Source organism: Streptomyces nigrescens, from assembly GCF_027626975.1.
GTDB classification, from domain to species: domain Bacteria; phylum Actinomycetota; class Actinomycetes; order Streptomycetales; family Streptomycetaceae; genus Streptomyces; species Streptomyces nigrescens.
The window spans coordinates 6,081,267-6,100,123 of record NZ_CP114203.1 but is presented as its reverse complement, the minus strand read 5'-3'; the positions used below and the strand labels follow the sequence as shown (position 1 = coordinate 6,100,123).

The window sequence follows — 18,857 nt, the reverse complement described above, 5'->3', positions numbered from 1 at the left end:
GGCGGACGGCCCCGCCCCGGGTGGTCCGGGACGGGGCCGTCGCTCAGGCGGCGGGGTGCGGCGGGCTACTTCCCCCGCTCCCCCGTCGGGTCGTCCTTCACCCGCTCCACCGTCAGCTCCGAGATGCCCGGATGCGGCTTGGGCTTCCCGTCGGCCGCCGGGGTCCGGTCGCCGGTCACCGTGACCCGGACGTACCGGGCCGGGGTGCGGCCCGAGTATCCGGTCCCCGACCAGTGCTTTCCGTCCTGCGAGACCTGGACGTTGTAGGACTTGGGCCGGGTCTTGTTCCAGTGCGGGGTGATCTGGCCGACGCGGGTGATCCGGCCGAGGTCGACGGTGAGGGTGCCGGTGGCGGCGTTGGGCACCCAGGCCGTGGTGCTGTTGCCGTCCACGGCGGCGCCGGCGTAGAGACCGGGCTCCTCCGAGGTCGCCGTGGCCGAGGTGCACCGGGCCGCGTTCGAGGTCGCCGCCAGATCCGGGCGGCGGGTCTTGAGGACGGCGGGCACGCCCCGGCTGACGATCTTCTCGCCCTCCGGCGACTCGATCCTCATCGGCGCCCCGGCGGTCAGCCGCACGGTGGTCTGGTGCGCGCCGATCGCGATGTCGTAGGTCCGCCCCTGCCAGTGCAGACCGCGCAAGGTGACGCCCTCGGACAGCTGCGGCGGCAGCATCGGGTCGAGACGGACCCGGTCCTCGCGCAGCCGCAGCCCCGTCAGCCCGTGGGTGAAGGTCTGCAGGAAGCCGCCCTTGCCGGTGAGGAAGTCCTGGGCGGGCTTGCCGGCGTGCGGGTCCTCGGCCCCGGCCTTCTCGCCGCGCGCCTCGGAGAACTGGTCGAACGGCCCGCGGACGAACGGCTTGATGGACCGCTCCAGATAGGTGTACGTGGAGCAGCCGGCCTCACCGATCCCGGCGGCGTCGATGGCGTGCACCGAGTCCGTCATGGCCGGGCCGTCCGGGTCGGTGTGCCCGGCGTAGAAGTCCAGCGTGCGGGCCGCCTGTGTCTGCGACATCGGCCATTCCAGCGGGTACATCAGCAGCACGGTGTCGGCCTGCTTGATGGTCGTGCCCTTGTACCCGGCGTACTGCTCGAAGACCTTCTTCTTGCTGTCGTAGGGGATGCGCAGCTTGTCGGCGATGGTCTTCCAGGAGGCCGGTGCCTTCTCGCCGAGGATCTCGGCGACCCGGCCGGCGTGCCGCAGCGCGGTGGCGGCCCCGGCGTTGGTGAACACCGCGTCGTTGACGCCGTTGCTGTACTCGTCGGGCCCGGCGACGTTCTTGACGGAGTAGCTGCCGTCGGTGTTACGGGTGGCCCGTGAGGCCCAGAATTCGGCGATGCCCTTGAGGACGGGCCAGCCGCGGGACCTGAGCCAGGCGGTGTCCTTGGTGGCGAGGTAGTACTGCCAGGTGGCTAGGGAGATGTCGCCCATCAGGTGGTTCTGGGTCTTGCAGTGCGGCGGGTCCCAGCTGTGGCACTCGTTCCACAGATCGCCCTTGCTGCCACTGGTCCAGGAGTAGAACAGCCCGTCGTAGCCGAGCTTCCGGGCATTCGCGGCGGCCCCGGCCCGGGTCTTGTAGCGGTAGTCGACGATCGATTTGGCGAGTGCGGGGTGGGCGGCGAGCAGGCCCGGGTACATCCAGGTCTCGGCGTCCCAGAAGATCTCACCGGCGTAGTTGTCGCTGGTCAGGCCGGTGGGGCCGATGCTGTTGCGGTTGCCGGCGCGGGTGTTGGCCAGCAGTCCGTACTGCGCCGAGCGGACCCAGGACTGCAGGTCGCGGCGGCCCTTGACCTCGATGTCGCTGCGCCACAGCCGCTGCCAGGCGGCGCTGTGCCGGGCGAACAGTGCGTCCCAGCCGCGCTCGGCGGCCCGGCGCGAGGCGGCGTCGGCGGCGGCGCGGGGGGAGCGGGAGGTGAGCGCGGTGTCCACGCCGACGTACTTGGTCAGCTCGTACGAGCGGCCGCTGCGGACCGGGAAGGACACCCGCTGCCGGTTGCTCAGCTTGTCCTGTCGGGCCGCCGGGCCGGGCTGCTCGGCGCGTACGCCGGGCCCGGTGCGCAGGGTGGAGGCCACCGCGCCCTCGGTCTTCGTCCCGTCCGTGCGGAACCCGACGTCCATGGTGCGGCCGGTGTCCTTGCCCCCGGCCTCCTTGCCCCCGGCCTCCTTGCCCCCGGCTTCCTTGCCGCCGGTCTCCTTGCCGCTTGTGGCGGGGCCGCCGGCCTCCTTGCCGCCGGTCTCCTTACCGCCGGCCTCCTTGCCCCCGGTGGCGGGGCCGCCCTCGGACGACGCCGTCATCCGGCGGGCGCCGCGGCCGTCGAGGCCGTCGGTGACCGTGGCCGAGCCGCTCCAATGGGGCGTCATCCGCAGGCGTACGGCGCCGGTGTGGGCGTCGGTGCGGTCGGCGAGCACGTCGTAGACCAGGTCGGTGGCCCGGCCGTCGGCGGCGGTCCAGGTCAGCGACGTACGGACGAATCCGCAGCGCAGGGAGAGGGTCTGGCGGTAGTGCGAGATCCGGCCGGGCGCGGTGGCGGAGGAGAAGGTGTCGGGGTGCGCGCCGCCGGTGGCGACGTCGAGGGTGGTCCAGGTGGGGATCGCGGCGATGGCCTGCCGGCCCTTGAGGTCCTTGGGCCCCTTGGCGTACAGCCCGGAGACGAACGAGCCGTCGTATTCGGGGGTCTTCAGCGGCCAGCCGGTCGCACCGCCGGGTGCCGCGTAGCCGGTGCCGTTGGGCGGTACCCGCTGCCCGAGGTAGCCGTTGCCGACGTAGGCGTGGTGGCTGTCCTTGGGGTCGATCTTGGTGGCGGTGGCGGTCCAGCCGTCGTCGCCGTCGCCCTTCAGACAGGGCCCCTTGGCGGAGCCGGCCGGTTCGGGCGCCGGGGTGGGCGCCGCGGCGGAGGCCGATACGGGGGCGAGGACCGCTATCAGGGCGGTGGCGAGCAGGGGGGCGACCAGCTTGCGGGAGCGTGGCGCGGCCGGACCGGCCGCTTGCTGCGGCGGCCGGTCCACGGGGTGCTGAGCCGAAGGGTGCATGGTTCTCCGTCGTCTGTACGCGGTCCGCACCGCTTGCCGCGGCACGGACTCACCATGGACATCATCAGGCCCCCGCCTGCACGGCACCCTAGGGCGATTCCCCCGTCCGGGTCACGGGATCGACGCGGCCGACTTCGGTCCGTTGCCGCCGGGGCACCCCGATTGGTCAACAAGGCCCTCGATGCGGCACACTTTTAGACTGACCAGTCAGATCAAAAGGGGAGGGGTGTCGGTGAACACCACCCGCCAGGGGGCGGCGGTCAACGCCAGCGGAATCGGAGTGGAGGGCCCACGGGGATGGGCCTTCAGAGGGATCGGCATCACCGCGGAGCCGGGAACGCTGATCGCGGTCCAGGGCCCCTCCGGCTCCGGCCGCACCTGTCTGCTGCTGGCCCTCACCGGCCGGATGCGGATCACCGAGGGCGAGGCGACGGTCTCCGGACTCCCCCTGCCCAAGCGGAGGGGGACGGTGCGCAGCCGTACGGCGCTGGCGCACGTACCGGGCGTCGCCGACCTCGAACCCGCCCTCACCGTCGGCGAACACCTCAAGGAACAGGCCCTGCTGGGCCACCGCGTCAAGGGCTCCCTGAGCGCCTCGCTCCCCTGGGGCAAGCGCCACAAGGAGGCCACCCGGGCCCGGATCGACGCCGCCCTCGCGGCCGCCCGGCTCGACCCCGGCACCCTGCCCAAGGGCCTGCGGACGGCCGTGCGCGATCTGGAGCGGATCGAGGCGCTGCGGCTCTCCGTCGCGCTCGGGCTGATGCACGGACCGCAGCTGCTGGCCGTCGACGATGTGGACCTCAAGCTCTCCGACGCCGAACGCACCGAGGCCTGGCAGCTCTTGCTGGACCTCACGCGCGAGGGCCTCACCGTCGTGGCCGCCGGCGACGGCGCACCGGCGGACGCGCTGACCGTCAGCACCGCGCGGACGGACTCCGAAGCCGCCGGCACCGCGCGGACGGATTCCGAAGCCGCCGACCCCACCCCCACCCCCGTCCAGGACGACACCCAGACCCCCGAGGAGGAAGCAGCGCATGCGTTCGCCAAGACTGGCCGCGCTTGAGCTCAGGCGGTTCGGCAGGGGCAAGCTGCCCCGGCTGGGCCTGGTGGCCCTGACGCTGATCCCCCTGCTCTACGGAGCCCTTTACCTGTGCTCCTTCTGGGACCCGTACAGCCGCCTGGACAAGATCCCGGTGGCCCTCGTCAACGAGGACCGGGGTGCCACCAGCGGCGGCAAGAAGATCACCGCGGGCGACGACCTGTCCGAGAACCTCAAGGACAGCAAGAAGTTCCACTGGGAGGACGTCAGCTCCGCCGACGCCGCCAAGGGCGTCGAGAACGGCACGTACTACCTCTCGCTGACCGTCCCCAAGGACTTCAGCAAGCGGATCGCCTCCAGCTCGGGTGACACCCCGCAGACGGGCGCGCTCCAGGTCCGGACGAACGACGCCAACAACTACGTCGTCGGCTCGATCTCCAAGACGGTCTTCTCCGAGGTCCGCGCGAAGACCTCGGCCACCTCGTCGCGGGCCATGCTCGACAAGATCTTCATCTCGTTCTCCGATCTGCACGACAAGACGGCCGAGGCGGCGGACGGGGCCGGGAAGCTCGATGACGGCCTCGGCACCGCCAAGGACAAGACCGGCAAACTGGCCGACGGCCTCGGCGAGTTGGACAAGGGCGCGGGCCGGATCAGCAAGGGCGCTGCGGAGGCCGCCACGAAGGCCAGGCAGCTGAGCCTGGGCGCGCGCAAGGTCTCGGACGGTACCCAGCAGCTCGCCGACAAGGTCCACGGCATCGCCAGGAAGGACCTGCCCTACCTCCGCGAGCACGGCAAGGACATCGGCCGCAAGGCACAGATCGTCGCCGACCTCACCGAGCAGCTCGACGAGGACCTCGGCAAGCTGCCGGGGGACTCCGCCAGGGCCGCCCAACAGGCACGGAAGAACGCCGACAACGCCGCTGACCTCTACCGGGAACGCTGCAACGGCCTCGTCGACACCGACCCCGACTGCCCCAAGCTGAAGGCGATCGCGGACGGCACCGCCCTCGCCGCCGACACGGCGGAGAAGGTCAACGACACCGTCGCCCACACGGACTTCGGGCAGCTGCGCACCAAGGTGCGGGAGCTGCACAACGGTGCCGCGATGGTCGCCGAGGAGGCACCGGGCATCGCGAACCGGGCCGACAAGGCGATCGGCCAGATCAACCAGCTCAACGCGGGCGCCCACAAGGTCTCCCAGGGCGCCGGGCTGTTCGCCGACGGCATCGGCACGCTCGCCGACGGCGCCGGCAAGCTCCACGACGGCCTGGGCGTCGCCAAGGACGGTGCCGACAAGCTCACCGGCGGCCTGTTCAAGCTCAAGGACGGCAGCAACCAGCTGGCCGACGGGCTGCACAGCGGTGTCTCCAAGATCCCCGACTACAACAAGAAGGACCGGGACACCCGCACCGAGGTGATGGCCGACCCGGTCGAGCTGGCCGCCAAGTCGCTGCACAAGGCGCCCAACTACGGCACCGGCCTGGCGCCGTACTTCATCCCGCTCTCCCTCTGGGTCGGCGCGATGGTCGCCTTCATGCTGCTCCAGCCGCTGGGCAAGCGCGCACTGGCCGCGGGCGCCCCGGGCTGGCGGATCGCCCTCGGCTCGTGGCTGCCGGCCTACGCCATCGGCGTCGTGCAGGTGCTGGCGCTGATGGCCGTGCTCCACTGGGGACTCGGCCTGGAGATGGCCCGCACGGCCGGCACCGTCGGATTCCTGCTGCTGGCCACGGCCTGCTTCACCGCCATCATCCAGCTGCTGGGCGCGTTCTTCGGACCGGCCGGCCGGGTGCTGACCCTGGTCGTCCTGATGCTCCAGCTGACCTCGGCGGGCGGCACCTATCCGGTGCAGACCAGCCCCGGGTTCTTCGCCGTCATCCACCCCTTCCTGCCGATGAGTTACGTGGTCGACGGCCTGCGCCGGCTGATCACCGGCGGTGACCTCGCCATCGTGCAGCAAGGCTGTGTGGTCCTGGTCGTCTTCACCCTGGGCGCGCTGGCCCTGACCGCCCTCGCGGCGCGCAGCCGGCAGGTCGTCCGGATGAAGGACCTGCATCCGGAACTCAGCCTGTGAGCGTCCCCACGGTCCGACGGGGCGGTGCCGGCGACGGCACCGCCCCGGGGGCCGCCCCCGGCCCCCGGCGCAGCTCGACGCGCCGCCGGATCTTCGACGCCGCCGTCATCCTCATCGCGGAACAGGGCTTCTCCGCCACCACCGTCGACGAGATCGCCGACCGCGCCGGCGTCGCCAAGGGCACCGTCTACTACAACTTCGCGAGCAAGAACGTCCTCTACGAGGAGCTGCTGCGGGACGGCATCGATCTGCTCGCCGACTCCCTGCGCCGGGCCGCCGATGCCACGGCGGAGCGCGGCGGCACCCGGGTCGACGCCCTGGACGCGATGATCCGGGCCGGCCTGGACTTCATCGCCTGCTCCCCCGCCCTCATCCAGCTCTACGTCGCCGAACTCTGGCGCACCAACCGCACCTGGCGTGCCACCCTCACCTCCGTGCGCGGCCGGGCCCAGGCCGTCGTCGAGGACGTCCTCCGGGACGCCGTACGGAACGGGGAACTCTCCGACGAGCTCGACATCCCCCTCACCGCCTCCGCCCTCCTCGGCATGGTCCTGGTGGCCGCCCTGGACTGGCAGTCCTTCCAGCCGGACCGCTCGGTCGAGGACGTCCACGCGGCGCTGTCGCGGCTGTTGCAGGGGCGGGTGGGGGCGGGCGGCGGCCCGTCGGGGGCCTAGTTCGGCGGCCCGCCCTCAGGAACTCAGGTGGGTGGGCGCGAACATCCGCAGCCGGGCCGGGAGGACGACGACCGACGGGCCGGGGGCCGCCAGTGCCGCCGCCAGGTCCGTACGGAGCTGTTCCGGGCTCGTCCGGACCGCGGGGACCCCGAACGACTCGGCCAGGGCCACGAAGTCCGGCCGGGTGAGTTCGGTGGCGGTGGCCTCGCCGAACGCATCGGTCATGTACTCGCGCAGGATGCCGTAGCCACCGTCGTCCACGATCAGCCAGGTCACCGGCAGGTCGTACTGCCGGGCGGTGGCCAGCTCGGCGATCGAGTACATCGCGCCGCCGTCGCCGGAGACCGCCAGCACCGGCCGCGCCGGATCGGCGACGGCCACGCCCAGCGCCGCCGGGAAGCCGTAGCCCAGCCCGCCGGCGCCCTGCGCCGAATGCAGCGCGTTGGTCCGCCGCGGGTCGAAGGCGGACCACGCCCAGTAGGCGAGGATCGTCATGTCCCAGCAGCTGACCGCGCCGTCGGGCAGCGCCTCCCGCACCGAGGCCAGGACCTGCTGCTCCAGGTCGAGCTGCTGCCCCGCGATCCGGTCGCGGACCCGCGCCAGGAGGTCGGACACGGCGGCCTCGGGGGCGGGCGCTCCGGCACCCCCGGCCCCTCCGGCGCCTCCGGCCCCCGCGTGCTCTTCGGCCTCTTGGGCGGCGCCGGTGTGACGGGGCCCGCGCTCCCCGACCTCCTTGACCAGCGCGGCCAGCGCCGCCCGGGCGTCCGCGTGGATGCCCAGCGCGGCATGGTTGGACTCCAGCTTGCCGAGGTCCGCCTCGATCTGCACGACCTGCCCCAGCGGCCGGAACGTGTGGTAGTTCGAGGAGAGTTCGCCCAGCCCCGAGCCGACGACCAGCAGCGTGTCCGCGTCCTCCAGGAAGGTCGTGGTGTAGCGGTCCTCCAGCCAGGACTGGAGGGAGAGCGGATGCTCCCACGGGAAGGCGCCCTTGCCGCCGAAGGTGGTGGCCACCGGTGCCCCCAGCTGCTCGGCGAGCGCCAGCAGCTCCTCCTCCGCCCCGGCCCGGACGACTCCGCCGCCTGCCAGGATCACCGGCCGCCGGGCCCCGGTCAGCCGGTCCGCCGCCGCCGCGATCAGCTCGGGCCGCGGCAGCAACTCCCGCGGGGTGGCGTCCAGTTCACCCACCGGCGGGATGCCGGCCTCCGCCAGCAGCACATCCTGCGGGATCTCCAGCCACACCGGCCCGTGCGGGGCGCTCAGCGCCGACTCCCAGGCGGCGGCCACCGCCGAGGGGATCTGTGAGGCGGTACGCGCCGTGTGGACGGACTTGACCACACCGCGGAACGAGGCGCTCTGGTCGGTGAGTTCATGCAGATAGCCGTGGCGCCCGCCGCCGATCCCGGCCAGCGGCACCTGACTGCCGATGGCCAGTACAGCGGCCGACCCGGCCGCCGCCTCCTGGAGCGCGGCCAGCGTCATCAGCGCACCGGGCCCGGTGGAGACCAGCAGCGGCGCGACCCCGTGCGTGGCCCGGGCGTACGCGTCGGCGGCGAAGCCCGCGTTGTTCTCCACCCGCAGCCCCACATAGCGCAGGGTGGAGCGGCGCAGCGCGTCGAACACCCCGAGCGCATGCTGCCCCGGCAGCCCGAAGACGGTGCGCGCGCCGAGTGCGGCCAGCGACTCGACGACCAGGTCACCGCCGGTGCGCCGGTGCTCGGTTGCCGTGGGGTGGGTGGTGCTCATGGATGCGTGCTGCCTTCCTTGCGGGGGCGGAGGTGGGAACGGGCGGGCGGACGGGCGGATGTGGAGGGGTGGCCGGGCACTGGGGCTCGGGCCAGGGGTCCCCCCGGGGGGCAGGGGTCCCCCCGGGGCCCGGGGACGGTGTGCGCCGGTGTCAGGCCCGTCCGGCGGCGGAGGGAGGCTGCAGCGCCAGCGCCACCGCCCCGGCCGTATCGCCTTCCGGCTCGCCCTCCGGACCGCCGTCCGGACCGCCGTCCGGATCACCGTCCGAGTGGCCGGCCAGCCTCGCCCGCCAGGCGGCCAGTACCGCGGCGTCCGTGGGCGGGGTGGCCAGGCTGACCGCCACATAGGCCGCGAGCGAGGCGATCAGCCCGTAATAGATCGGCTCGTTGGCGAGGACACCGAGCCAGACCATCAGCCCGACGACGGTCAGCCCGCCGACCGCGACCGAGGCCAGCGCACCGGCGGCGGTGCCCCGCTTCCACAGCAGCCCGCCGAGGATGGGCACCAGCAGCCCGCCGACGAGGACGTTGTAGGCGAGGGTGAGCGCCTCGACGACATTGTTGAGCGCGAGCGCGATGACGATCACCGCGAGGCCCATGAGGAGGATGAAGAGGCGGTTGCCGCGCACCTCGTCATGCGCCTCGGCCCCGTCCCCGGCGTCCGTCCGCGACGGGGTGCCGTCGTCGCCGGACCCTCCCTCGGCCGGCCGCCGCCGCTTCGCGGCGACGCCCTTCACCCGGGACCAGATGTCGTTGTTGGCGACCGTGGCGCAGGCGATCAGCGCGCCCGAGGACGTGGACATCACCGCGGACAGCGCCGCCGCCAGCACCAGTCCGCGCACGCCCACCGGCAGCGCGTCCTTGACGATCGTGGCGAAGGCGTCGTCCGGGCTGCCCAGATGCGGGTAGAGCACCTTGGCCGCGGTGCCGATGACCGCACCGGCCAGGGCGTAGGCCAGACAGTAGGTACCGGCCGCGGTGCCGCCCAGGCGCGCCACCTTGTCGCTCCGCGCGGTGAACACCCGCTGCCAGATGTCCTGCCCGATCAGCATGCCGAAGGAGTAGATCAGCACATAGGTGAAGACCGTCTGCCCGCCGATTCCCAGGGGCGCGAAGTAGTCGTCCGGCAGTTGGGCCTTCATCTCGGCGAAGCCGCCCGCCTTGATGACGGCGATGGGCAGCAGGAGCAGCAGCACACCGATCGTCTTGACGACGAACTGGACCATGTCGGTGAGGGTGATCGACCACATCCCGCCGAGCGTCGAGTACGCGACGACGATCGCCCCGCCGAGAATGATCGAGAGGGACCGGTCCATGCCGAAGAGCACATCGAAGATGGTCGCGTAGGCGATGGTCGAGGTCACCGCCAGCATCAGGGTGTACGCCCACATGACGACACCGGAGATGATCCCGGCGGCGCCGCCGTAGCGCAGGTCGAGCATCTCGGAGACCGTGTAGACCTTCAGCCGGGCGATCCGGGCCGAGAAGAAGACGCTCAGCGCGAGCAGCCCGAGGCCGATGGTGAAGACCATCCAGGCGCCGGAGAGGCCGTACTGGTAGCCGAGCCCCACACCGCCGATGGTGGAGGCGCCGCCGAGCACGATCGCCGCCATCGTTCCCGAGTACATCGCGGGGCCGAGGCGGCGGCCCGCGACCAGGAACTCGCTCTTCGATTTGGCGCGCCGCATCCCCCACCAGCCCATAACGAGCATTCCGGCCAAATAGAGCACGATCACCGCATAGTCGACAGCCATGGGCCATCCCTTCCAGCTGCGCCGAGGGGGAGAGGGAGAGAGGGAGAAGCGAGAAGTGCAATGGGGGGTGGGGGTGTGACAGGGGGACGACGGGCGCTTGGCGAGCGGGGGTCCCGTCCAAGCGCCGCGTCCCGGGGGTTGACCCTGGGAGGCGGCAGGACGACGCTGAAGTGTACGTTTCCTCCACTCGTCACCCTCCGATGTGGATGGTCCGCACATGCCGCACCCGATGCCTCCGCCGTCCACCCCGCCGGTGCCGCTGGCGGACCTCCTCGCCCGTACGGATCTGGGCCTGCGCCAGATCGCCGGCCCGCGCCAGGGCGTCGCCATCCACTGGGTGCACACCTCCGAGATGGCCGACCCGGTGCCCTACCTCCTGGGCGGCGAGATGCTGCTGACGGCGGGGGTGCACCTGGCGGAGGTGATGGGGGGTACGGAGGGGGCGGGTGGGGCCGCGGCGAGGCCGGGCGCGTCAGACGCAGCAGGACCAGGCCTGGCGGGTGCGGCGGGACCAGACCCGTCGGCCGCGGCGGAACCGGGCAAGGCGCACGCTGCACGCACGCCGGGTGCCCTCGATGCCTATCTGGACGGCTACGCCGCCCGTACCGTCGCCGCCGGTGCCGCTGCCCTCGGCTTCGGGATCGCGCCGGTGCACGACACCGTGCCCGCCGCCCTGGTGGCGGCCTGCGACCGGCACGGACTGCCGCTCGTCGAGGTCCCGGCGGGCACCCCGTTCACCGCCGTGGAGAGCGCGGTATGGCAGGCCGTCACAGAGGCCAGACACCGCGAGCTGACCCGGCTCAGCGAGGCACAGCGCGCCCTGGCCGCGGCCGCAGCGCGCCCCGACCCGGCCACCGCCGTGCTGCGCACCCTCGCCCGCCATGTGCACGGCTGGACCGCGCTGCTCGCCCCGGACGGCGCGCAACACGGCTCCGCCGGCCCCCGCCCCGCCACCGCCGTACGGACCGCGGCCGCCCGCCTCGCCCAGGTGATCGGCGCCGGCGGCCCGTCCTCGGCCACCGACACCCTCCCCGGCACCTCCCTGTCCGCATACGCCCTGACGGGCCGCGGCCGCGACCGTCAGGCGCTCGTCCTGGTCGTCGCCGCGGACCCGCACGACCCGCCCGCGCATGCCATCGCGGGCGTCGCCGCCGTACTCCTCTCCCTGATCACCGGCCCGGCCACCGCCCACGGCCCGGCCACCGCCGAGCACTCCGCGGCCCTGGTCCGGCTGCTCCTCGGAGCCCGCCCGGCCGATGTCGCCCCGCTCCTCGGCCCGTCCCTCTGGACCGTCGTGCACGCCGAACGCCGCCGCGACACCACGGAGTCGGCGGCCTCACTGGCCGCCGCTCTGGGCACCTCCCTGGTCGCCCCGGGTACGGCCACCGAACCGCCCTCCGCCCCGGGGAAACGCCCCGGCTCCGAAGTCCCTGGGACGCGTCGCCCCGGCTCCGAGGCAGCGGCTCCCACCGAGGCCGGCGCCGAGGCGACCACCGCCCCCGGCGCCACCCCCGCCCTGCGCGCCCTGATCCCCGCCGACCGCGAGATCACCGCACACCCCGGCTGGACGCTCGGTGTCAGCGAACCCGCCCCGGTCGCCGAGCTGCCGGCCGCCGACCGGCATGCCGCCTCCGCCCTGCGCCGCGCCCTCGCCGGCCGCACCGCCCTGGTACGCCACCGCACCCCCGGCCCCCACAGCGTCACCTCCCTCGTCGCCCCCACGGACGCCCGCCGGCACGCCCAGGCCCTGCTCGCCCCGCTGACCGACTCCCCGCCCCTCCTCGCCACCCTGCACAACTGGCTCGCGCTGCACGGCAGTTGGGACCGTACCGCGACCGCCCTCGGCATCCACCGCAACACCGTGCGCCAGCGCATCACCCGTATCGCCGGCCTCCTCGACACCGACCTGGACGACCCCGACGTCCGGATGGAGCTGTGGTTCGCCCTCCGCTCGCTCGACCGGGACGCCACGCCGTCCTGACGCGGTGATGCGGTGACGCGGTGACGTGGTGGCTAAGTCGCGGGGTGAAGAGGCCGGGGCTGGGGCCGAGGGCCGGGGCGTTTCCGGGCACCGCATGCCCGACGCTCCGTCACGCAGGAATCCGGGGCGGACATATGCCGGACTCGGTAACACCCTTGTGACAGTCAACTTCTTGAGCCTATAAGGGCGTACGCCACTAAACTTAGTTGAACGTTCTGCGGTACACGGTGACGAGCGGAGAGCGGGGGACGCTGTGGCAGGAGATGGCCTGCAGGCAGACATTCCGTCACTGAAGTCAGGTGGCCGGGATTTCACCGGCGTCGGACAGCGCTACCAGTCCGCGGTGGAGAAGCTGAAGAACGCGCTCACCGGTCTGGAGGGCAAGGACACCCCTCCATGGGGTGATGACGAGATCGGCGAGAAGTTCGGCGTGGTCTACGAGGGCCTGCGCGACGGCATGTACGAGTCGATGGGGCATCTGGCCGCCAAGCTCCAGGAGATCGGCGGCGCCCTGAACACCATGGCCGACAACCACCAGGCCGACGAGGACTTCAACGAGTCGCTGATGAAGCAGCACGTCGCCAACGCCGAGGCGGAGGGCCAGAAGATCATCGCCCTCAAGTCGCCGCACACCTGAGGCCCAGCCCGCTCGACAGCTCCACCATCGTCACCGTCGCTTCACGGTTCAACGGGGGATTGCCGCCATGTCGCTCATGCTTCCGGACTGGCTCGAGTGGGTCCTTGAGATGCTCGGATACGACTGGCCGACGGGCGACGAGGACAAGATGAACGAGTCCGCCGACCACTGGCGGACGTTCGCGAGCGCCGTCGAGCAGCTGCAGTCCGAAGGTGTCTCCGCCGCCGGCAACGTGCTGTCGGCCAACTCCGGCGACAGCATCGACGGCTTCAGCAAGACCTGGGAGAAGTACTCCGGCAACGGCTCCGGTTACCTCGACGACGCCCGTAGCGCCGCCGAGCTGATCGCGTTCGCGCTGGACTCCGGCTCCGTGGTCATCATCGGGATGAAAGTCGCGGTGATCGCCCAGTTGGCGATCCTCGCGGCGGAGATCATCGCGGCTCAGGCGGCCGCGCCCTTCACCCTCGGCCTGTCCGAGATCGGCGCCGCCGCCGCCACCCAGGCCACCCGTCTGATCGTGCGCCGCATCCTCAAGGAAGCCCGAGAGGCGCTGGTCGAGGCGATCGTCGAGACGGTGAAGGAGCCGGCCGTCTCCGCGCTGGAGGCGATGGTCTCCGACGCCATCGCGCAGGGCATGAACATGCACTTCGGGGCCCAGCAGGGCTTCGACGTCGGCCGTAGCGCCAAGACCGGCGCGGAGGCGGGCGTGGAGGCGCTCAAGAACTCCGGCCAGACCTTCGCCGAGTCCCTGCGCGACGGCGCGGGCGGCCGGGCGGGCCACCATGCCCGCGACGGGCTGGAGCACGCCGCCGGCCGGGGCGGGAGCGAGGACAGCGGCGGAGACGGCGGGGGCACGAGCGAGTCCAGTGGCTCCGGGAGCGGAAGCAACTCCGGGGCCGGGAGCAACTCCGGGAGTGGAAGCGGCGGCGGAGACGGTGCGGGCTCGGGGAGCGGGTCGGGGGCCGGGAGCGGTTCCGGCAGCGGGTCCGGCAGCAGTGCGGGTTCCGGCAGTGGGTCGGGGAGTGGGGCCGACGGTGGCGGGGCGGGTACCGGCAGCGGGTCGGGGGCCGGGTCGGGAACCGGCTCCGGGTCGGGGTCGGGGGCCGGGTCCGGTGAGTCCAGTGGCGGTGGGAACGGCTCGGGCGGCGGCAACAGCTCCGGCGGCCCGTCGCATGCCCCGCGCGCCGGCGATTCCGGTACGGGCACGGACTCCGGCTCCGGCTCCGGCTCCGGCAGCGGCCCCTCCGCCACGGGCGACAGCTCCACTCCCGGCCCGGACGGCAACCGCAACACGCCCCAGGCCCAGCCCCTGCCGCCTCCGGACCAGCGCACCGCGTTCGACGAGGGGTACACGGGCGGCAACAACCACAACCCGTACGGGGGCTCCACGCCCGGCCCGGACTCGGGCAGCACCACCCCCAACTCCGGCGGCCCCGGCCCTGACTCGGGCACCACCCCCGACTCCGGCGGCCCCACCCCAGACGCCGCCCGCCCGGACTCGGACTCCGTGAGCACCCGGCCCACCCCGGACACCACCCCGGACGCCGCGCGCCCGGACGCCGTCAGCACCCAGCCGGCACCGGACAACACCCCCGACTCCGCCCGCCCGGACGCCATCAGCACCCAGCCGGCGCCCGACCACACCCCGGACTCGGCCCGCCCGGACCCCGACTCCCTCAGCACACAACCGGCCCCGGGCCCGTCCGTGCACCCCGACGGCGCACCGGCCCCCGACTCCGGCACGACGACCCCCGACGCCGCCCCGGCCCCGGACCACTCCTCCGCCGGACCGTCCAACTCCCCTACCCCCGACGGGTCTTCCCACCCGGACGCGTCCCAGCAGCCACAGCAGGCGTCGCCCTCCCCCGACCCGGTGGCCGGCAACCCTCCCACCAACACCGACAACTCCCCCCAGGGCGACAGCAACAGCGGTCAGAGCGGCTCCCAGAACAACGGGGACAACTCCGCATCCGGCGCGGGCGGACGTCCCTCCACCCCGCATGCGGGCGTGCCGTCCCAGGGCGCCCCGGTGCACCACTCCTCGTCCGGCCCGCCCATCGGACAGCGTGATCCCTCGCCCGGCGACCCCATGCCGCATGTGCGCGACGAGGACACCACCGTCACCACCCAGTCCGCCGGCACCATGACGGCACCGCCGCCGACCCCGCACACGGCGGACCCCAGCACCGCTACGCCCTCCACCCCGCAGCAGTCGCCGCAGAACACCCCGCAGAACCCCGGCCCGATGACGGGCCCGCCCACCGCCGTGCCCCCGCAAGGCGGCCCGGCCACTCCCCACTCCGCCCCGCCGCGCGGCAGCACACCGTCCAATGGAAACGCGTCCGCCCCCTCCAACCGCCGCCCCGACGGCTCCCAAGCGATCCACGACGCCACCCAACAGCGCCGCCCCGAACCGCCCCCGTACAACCCACGCCTGGACGGCCCCCGCCCCACCACCACCTCGCCGGACCCGAACCGCCGCCCCGACGGCTCCCAGGCCATCCACGACGCCACCCAGCAACGCCGCCCCGAGCCGCCGCCGTACAACCCCCGTCTGGACGGCCCCCGCCCGGACCAGGACCGGCAGAACCAGCAACACCCGCAGGGCAGCCAGCCACCCCAAACGAACCAGCCGAACCAGCCGAACCAACAGGGCCCGCGCCCCGACCAGACTCAGCCGGTACGCCCGGACCAGACTCAGCCGGTACGTCCCGACCAGGCTCCACCGCGCCCGGACCAGACCCAGCCCGTACGCCCGGACCAGCAACACCCCCAAAACCAGCGCCCGGACACCACCCGGCCGGACACACCGCGCCCCGACACCACCCGCCCGGACCAGCCACGTCCGGACGCCCCCCGCCCGGATGCCACCCGCCCGGACGACCCGCGCACCCCCCAGAACGGGCAGTCCGACCCCCGCCAGCAGCGTCCCGACCAGGCCCAGCCGCGCCCGGATACGCCCCGCCCCGACGCTCAGCGTCCTCCGCAGCAGCAACCGCACGACCCCAACCAGCAACGTCCGCAACAGCAGCCACAGCAGCAGCCCCATCGTGCGGACCCGCGTCAGCAGCAGCCCGAGCACCAGCCGACGAACCAGCCGAACCGCCCGGACCCCCGTCAGCAGCCGACGCTCCAGAGCCACCAGCCGCAGTCGCAGCCGCATCCGCAGTCACAGTCGACGAACCACCAGCAACCGCAACACCAGAACCAGCCCCAACCCCAGCAGCAACAACCCAACCAGCAGTCACAGCACCAGGCCCCGCCCCAGCCCCACAACCAGCCCCAGAATCAAAACCAGAACCAACAACCCCAACACCACCAGCCGCAGCCTCCGCACCAACAGCAGCAGCCGACAGCGCCCAACCACCCCCCGCGGCCGAGCCTCAACGACGTCCGGGCGAGCCTCAACCACCAGCCCAGCGGCCTGTATTCACCGTTCCCGCACGACCAGCAGGCGCTGGAGAACAACTTCCCGCGCGATCCGGACGGCAGCCCGCAGCGTCACGCGGACCCCTTCCAGCCCTGGTCCCAGCTCCAGAACGACGGCGGCCCGACCGTTCCGGGCCGCTCCAACAACTGCGCCGACTGCACCCGCTCGTTCATGGAGTCCTGGTACGGCAACCCGCAGGTCTCGGCACCCCGTACCTACGACAACGACGGCCACGGCGGCCTGGACCGGGTCAGCGGTGAGCGCGACGGCACCAACAACATCCAGAACTGGGCCGGGACCAACTTCCGCCACTCCGGCCAGAACGCCCAGGACAGCTACCAGCGCATCGCCGACGAACTCCGTCAGTCCGGCCACGGCTCGGCGGCCGCCGTTCTCGTCACTTGGCCCAAGAACCCCGACGGCTCCGGCGGCGGCGCCCATGTCTTCAACGCCGTGAACCACAACGGCCGGGTCGTCTGGGTCGACAGCCAGACCGGCCAGATCAGCCAACAGCCCATCCACACCCACGCCGACGGCGTCTGGCACCTGACCCTGGACGCCGACCGCAAGCCCTTCGACCCCGCGGCCAACCAGCAGCAGGGCCAGGGCCAGGGTCACGGCCAAGGCCAGGGTCAGGGACAACACCAAGGCCAGGGCCAGGGGCAGCACCAGGGCCAACCCCAGAACCAACCCCAACCCCAGAACCCACAACATCCCCCACAGAACGCCCCCGGCCCACACCCCGCCGGTACCCCCAGGGACGGCACCGCGGAGGACGGCACCACGTCCGACGCCTCCTCCGGCCGCCCGGATCACCACTCCCCGGGCGATCCGCCGCCCTCCCACCGGACCCCGGACAACGGAACCCCGGACAACGGAACCCCGGACCACCAGCCCCCCGCCCAACACACCACCCAGCACACCACCGACAACCCGCCGGCCGCGGACCGCCGGCCTCCGGAGAACCCGTCCGGCCAAGACACCCCCCAGCCACCGTCCGACCCGTCGGGCACCAAGCGGCCGGCCGAGGACGAGATCGAGCAGGGCGACTCCAAGCATCCGCGTACGGACAGGGAGACCGACGGCCCGGAGCCCGAGGGCGCGCACGGCGACGGCCACCCTTCGCCGTCCCCGATGGACATCGACAGCCCGGAGCAGCAGACCGGTTCGGACCCCTACTCGGCGGAGAACACCCGGGAAGAGCGCAACTCCGACCTGCCCGAGCCCGAGCGGACCACGGACCACCACGCTTCCCTGCCCCCGGACTCGGAGCAGCAGGGAATCCGGGTCGACCCGGACCATCCCGACGCGCCCCATCCGCACCCCGTTTACCGCATCGGGCTCGACCCGGTCCATGACCGCATGCAGCACTGGGCGAACGACGGAAGCCTCGCCGATCTGCTGCAGCGGGCCGCCGACCGCAAGGCAGCCGCCGACGCCGCCCGGGCGAACAACAAGCAGGACGGCAACGACCCCGTCGACATTCCGCCGACGGCCTTCACCGAGCGGGAACTGCGCGAGGTGCTCGGCAAGGACTTCGCCGACATGAACGACGGCCAGCGGGGTGCCGTCGTGGCCACGCTCGCCCGGATGAGCCAGGCGTTCCACGAGGACAACGGCGTGGGCCAGAGCCCTCAGCGGGCCACCGACGGCGAGAACCCGTACCACGGCGCCCCGCCCCGCAAGAAGGACGGGAAGCCCGACCCCATCGAGCAGAACGAGGTCTCCGCCGGTGCCCACTCCCGTGAGCAGGCGAAGCCCGCGGGGTCGTGGCCGGAGACGTACCGGCAGCCCGGCACGCCGGAGCACCAGGCGCTGACCGATCTCCGCGACGCGCGCCGCCCCAATCTGGCCGGCCGCGACCTGACCACCGCGCACGTCAACCAGCTGCTGCGCCAGGCGGGTTCCACCCGGCCCGACTTCACGGGCAAGAACTACGCCGTGATCGAGGTCGTCGACAGCGAAGGGAACAGCACCTACGTCGTCGACTCCTCCATCCCGGCCGGAAACTCGGGTTACACCCCGCGGCACTCCGAACGGCACCTGCTGGAGTGGGTGGAGCGGCTCAACAAGAGCCAGACGGCCAGCGGCCAGGGCACGTACGACGTCGCCGGTCTGTACACCGAACGCGAGCCGTGCGGTGAGGGGCTGGGGCACGCCCACTGCACCACGGAGATCCAGAAGCGCCCGCCCTTCCCGGTCTACTACAGCACGACCTACCGGACCGATCCGGATGGCCAGCCGGCCCGTGACGAGGAACGTGCCCGCCTCCAGCAGGAGCGCAGGGACCTCCTGGCGAGCATGGAGGGCCAGTCGGAGGCCGCCCAGAAGGCGGCCCTGCGCAAGGCGGAGCTGTCCGACTCCAAGATCGATGAACGGGTGAAGGCCCACCGGCAGCCCAACGAGCAGATCATGGACGAGGAGATGGACAATCACCTGCGGAAGATGGGCCATCTGTGGGCAACCACCCGCATGCATATGCTGCCGAAGCCGTAGTCGA

Annotated in this window: 9 protein-coding genes; 6 read left to right on the top strand and 3 right to left on the bottom strand. The window is 72.7% G+C overall.

From position 1 onward, the window contains the following. Positions 1 to 65 precede the first annotated feature (65 nt). Positions 66 to 3,026, bottom strand: coding sequence for a discoidin domain-containing protein (locus STRNI_RS27200; RefSeq protein WP_277412181.1), 2,961 nt, complete (start codon positions 3,024 to 3,026; stop codon positions 66 to 68). Positions 3,027 to 3,258: 232 nt separating this feature from the next. Here STRNI_RS27200 and STRNI_RS27195 point away from each other — a divergent pair, with 232 nt between their 5' ends. Genes STRNI_RS27195 through STRNI_RS27185 form a run of 3 tightly spaced genes read left to right on the top strand, consistent with a single transcriptional unit; the run spans position 3,259 to position 6,813 of the window. Beyond that, positions 3,259 to 4,089 carry an ATP-binding cassette domain-containing protein gene (locus STRNI_RS27195; protein ID WP_277412180.1) on the top strand — a complete coding sequence of 277 codons (831 nt, stop codon included), beginning with the start codon at positions 3,259 to 3,261 and terminating at the stop codon, positions 4,087 to 4,089. Further along, the gene (locus STRNI_RS27190) at positions 4,061 to 6,139 is read left to right on the top strand and encodes a YhgE/Pip family protein (RefSeq protein WP_277412179.1); all 2,079 of its coding nucleotides are present in this window, start codon (positions 4,061 to 4,063) and stop codon (positions 6,137 to 6,139) included. The genes STRNI_RS27195 and STRNI_RS27190 overlap by 29 nt, the downstream gene beginning before the upstream one ends. Beyond that, complete coding sequence (locus STRNI_RS27185; protein ID WP_277412178.1) at positions 6,136 to 6,813, top strand: TetR/AcrR family transcriptional regulator; 678 nt, start codon at positions 6,136 to 6,138, stop codon at positions 6,811 to 6,813. The genes STRNI_RS27190 and STRNI_RS27185 overlap by 4 nt, the downstream gene beginning before the upstream one ends. Before the next feature lie 15 nt (positions 6,814 to 6,828). Here the strand turns inward: STRNI_RS27185 and STRNI_RS27180 are convergent, their stop codons facing one another. Beyond that, on the bottom strand, positions 6,829 to 8,556 hold the full coding sequence (locus STRNI_RS27180) for a thiamine pyrophosphate-binding protein (protein ID WP_277412177.1): 1,728 nt from the start codon (positions 8,554 to 8,556) through the stop codon (positions 6,829 to 6,831). A 151-nt stretch (positions 8,557 to 8,707) separates the two neighbouring features. Continuing rightward, the gene (locus tag STRNI_RS27175; RefSeq protein WP_277412176.1) at positions 8,708 to 10,309 is read right to left on the bottom strand and encodes a sodium:solute symporter family protein; all 1,602 of its coding nucleotides are present in this window, start codon (positions 10,307 to 10,309) and stop codon (positions 8,708 to 8,710) included. A 217-nt stretch (positions 10,310 to 10,526) separates the two neighbouring features. Here STRNI_RS27175 and STRNI_RS27170 point away from each other — a divergent pair, with 217 nt between their 5' ends. From STRNI_RS27170 to STRNI_RS27160, 3 genes are all read left to right on the top strand, one after another. Then, positions 10,527 to 12,290: a helix-turn-helix domain-containing protein gene (locus STRNI_RS27170; RefSeq protein ID WP_277412175.1), complete on the top strand. Its 1,764-nt coding sequence runs from the start codon at positions 10,527 to 10,529 to the stop codon at positions 12,288 to 12,290. A gap of 253 nt (positions 12,291 to 12,543) precedes the next feature. Further along, entirely contained in the window at positions 12,544 to 12,927 is a 384-nt protein-coding gene (locus STRNI_RS27165; RefSeq protein ID WP_020397772.1) for a WXG100 family type VII secretion target, read from the top strand. A gap of 67 nt (positions 12,928 to 12,994) precedes the next feature. Then, a complete protein-coding gene (locus tag STRNI_RS27160) occupies positions 12,995 to 18,853 on the top strand; it encodes a toxin glutamine deamidase domain-containing protein (protein ID WP_277412174.1) in 5,859 nt (1,952 codons plus the stop codon). Positions 18,854 to 18,857 lie beyond the last annotated feature (4 nt).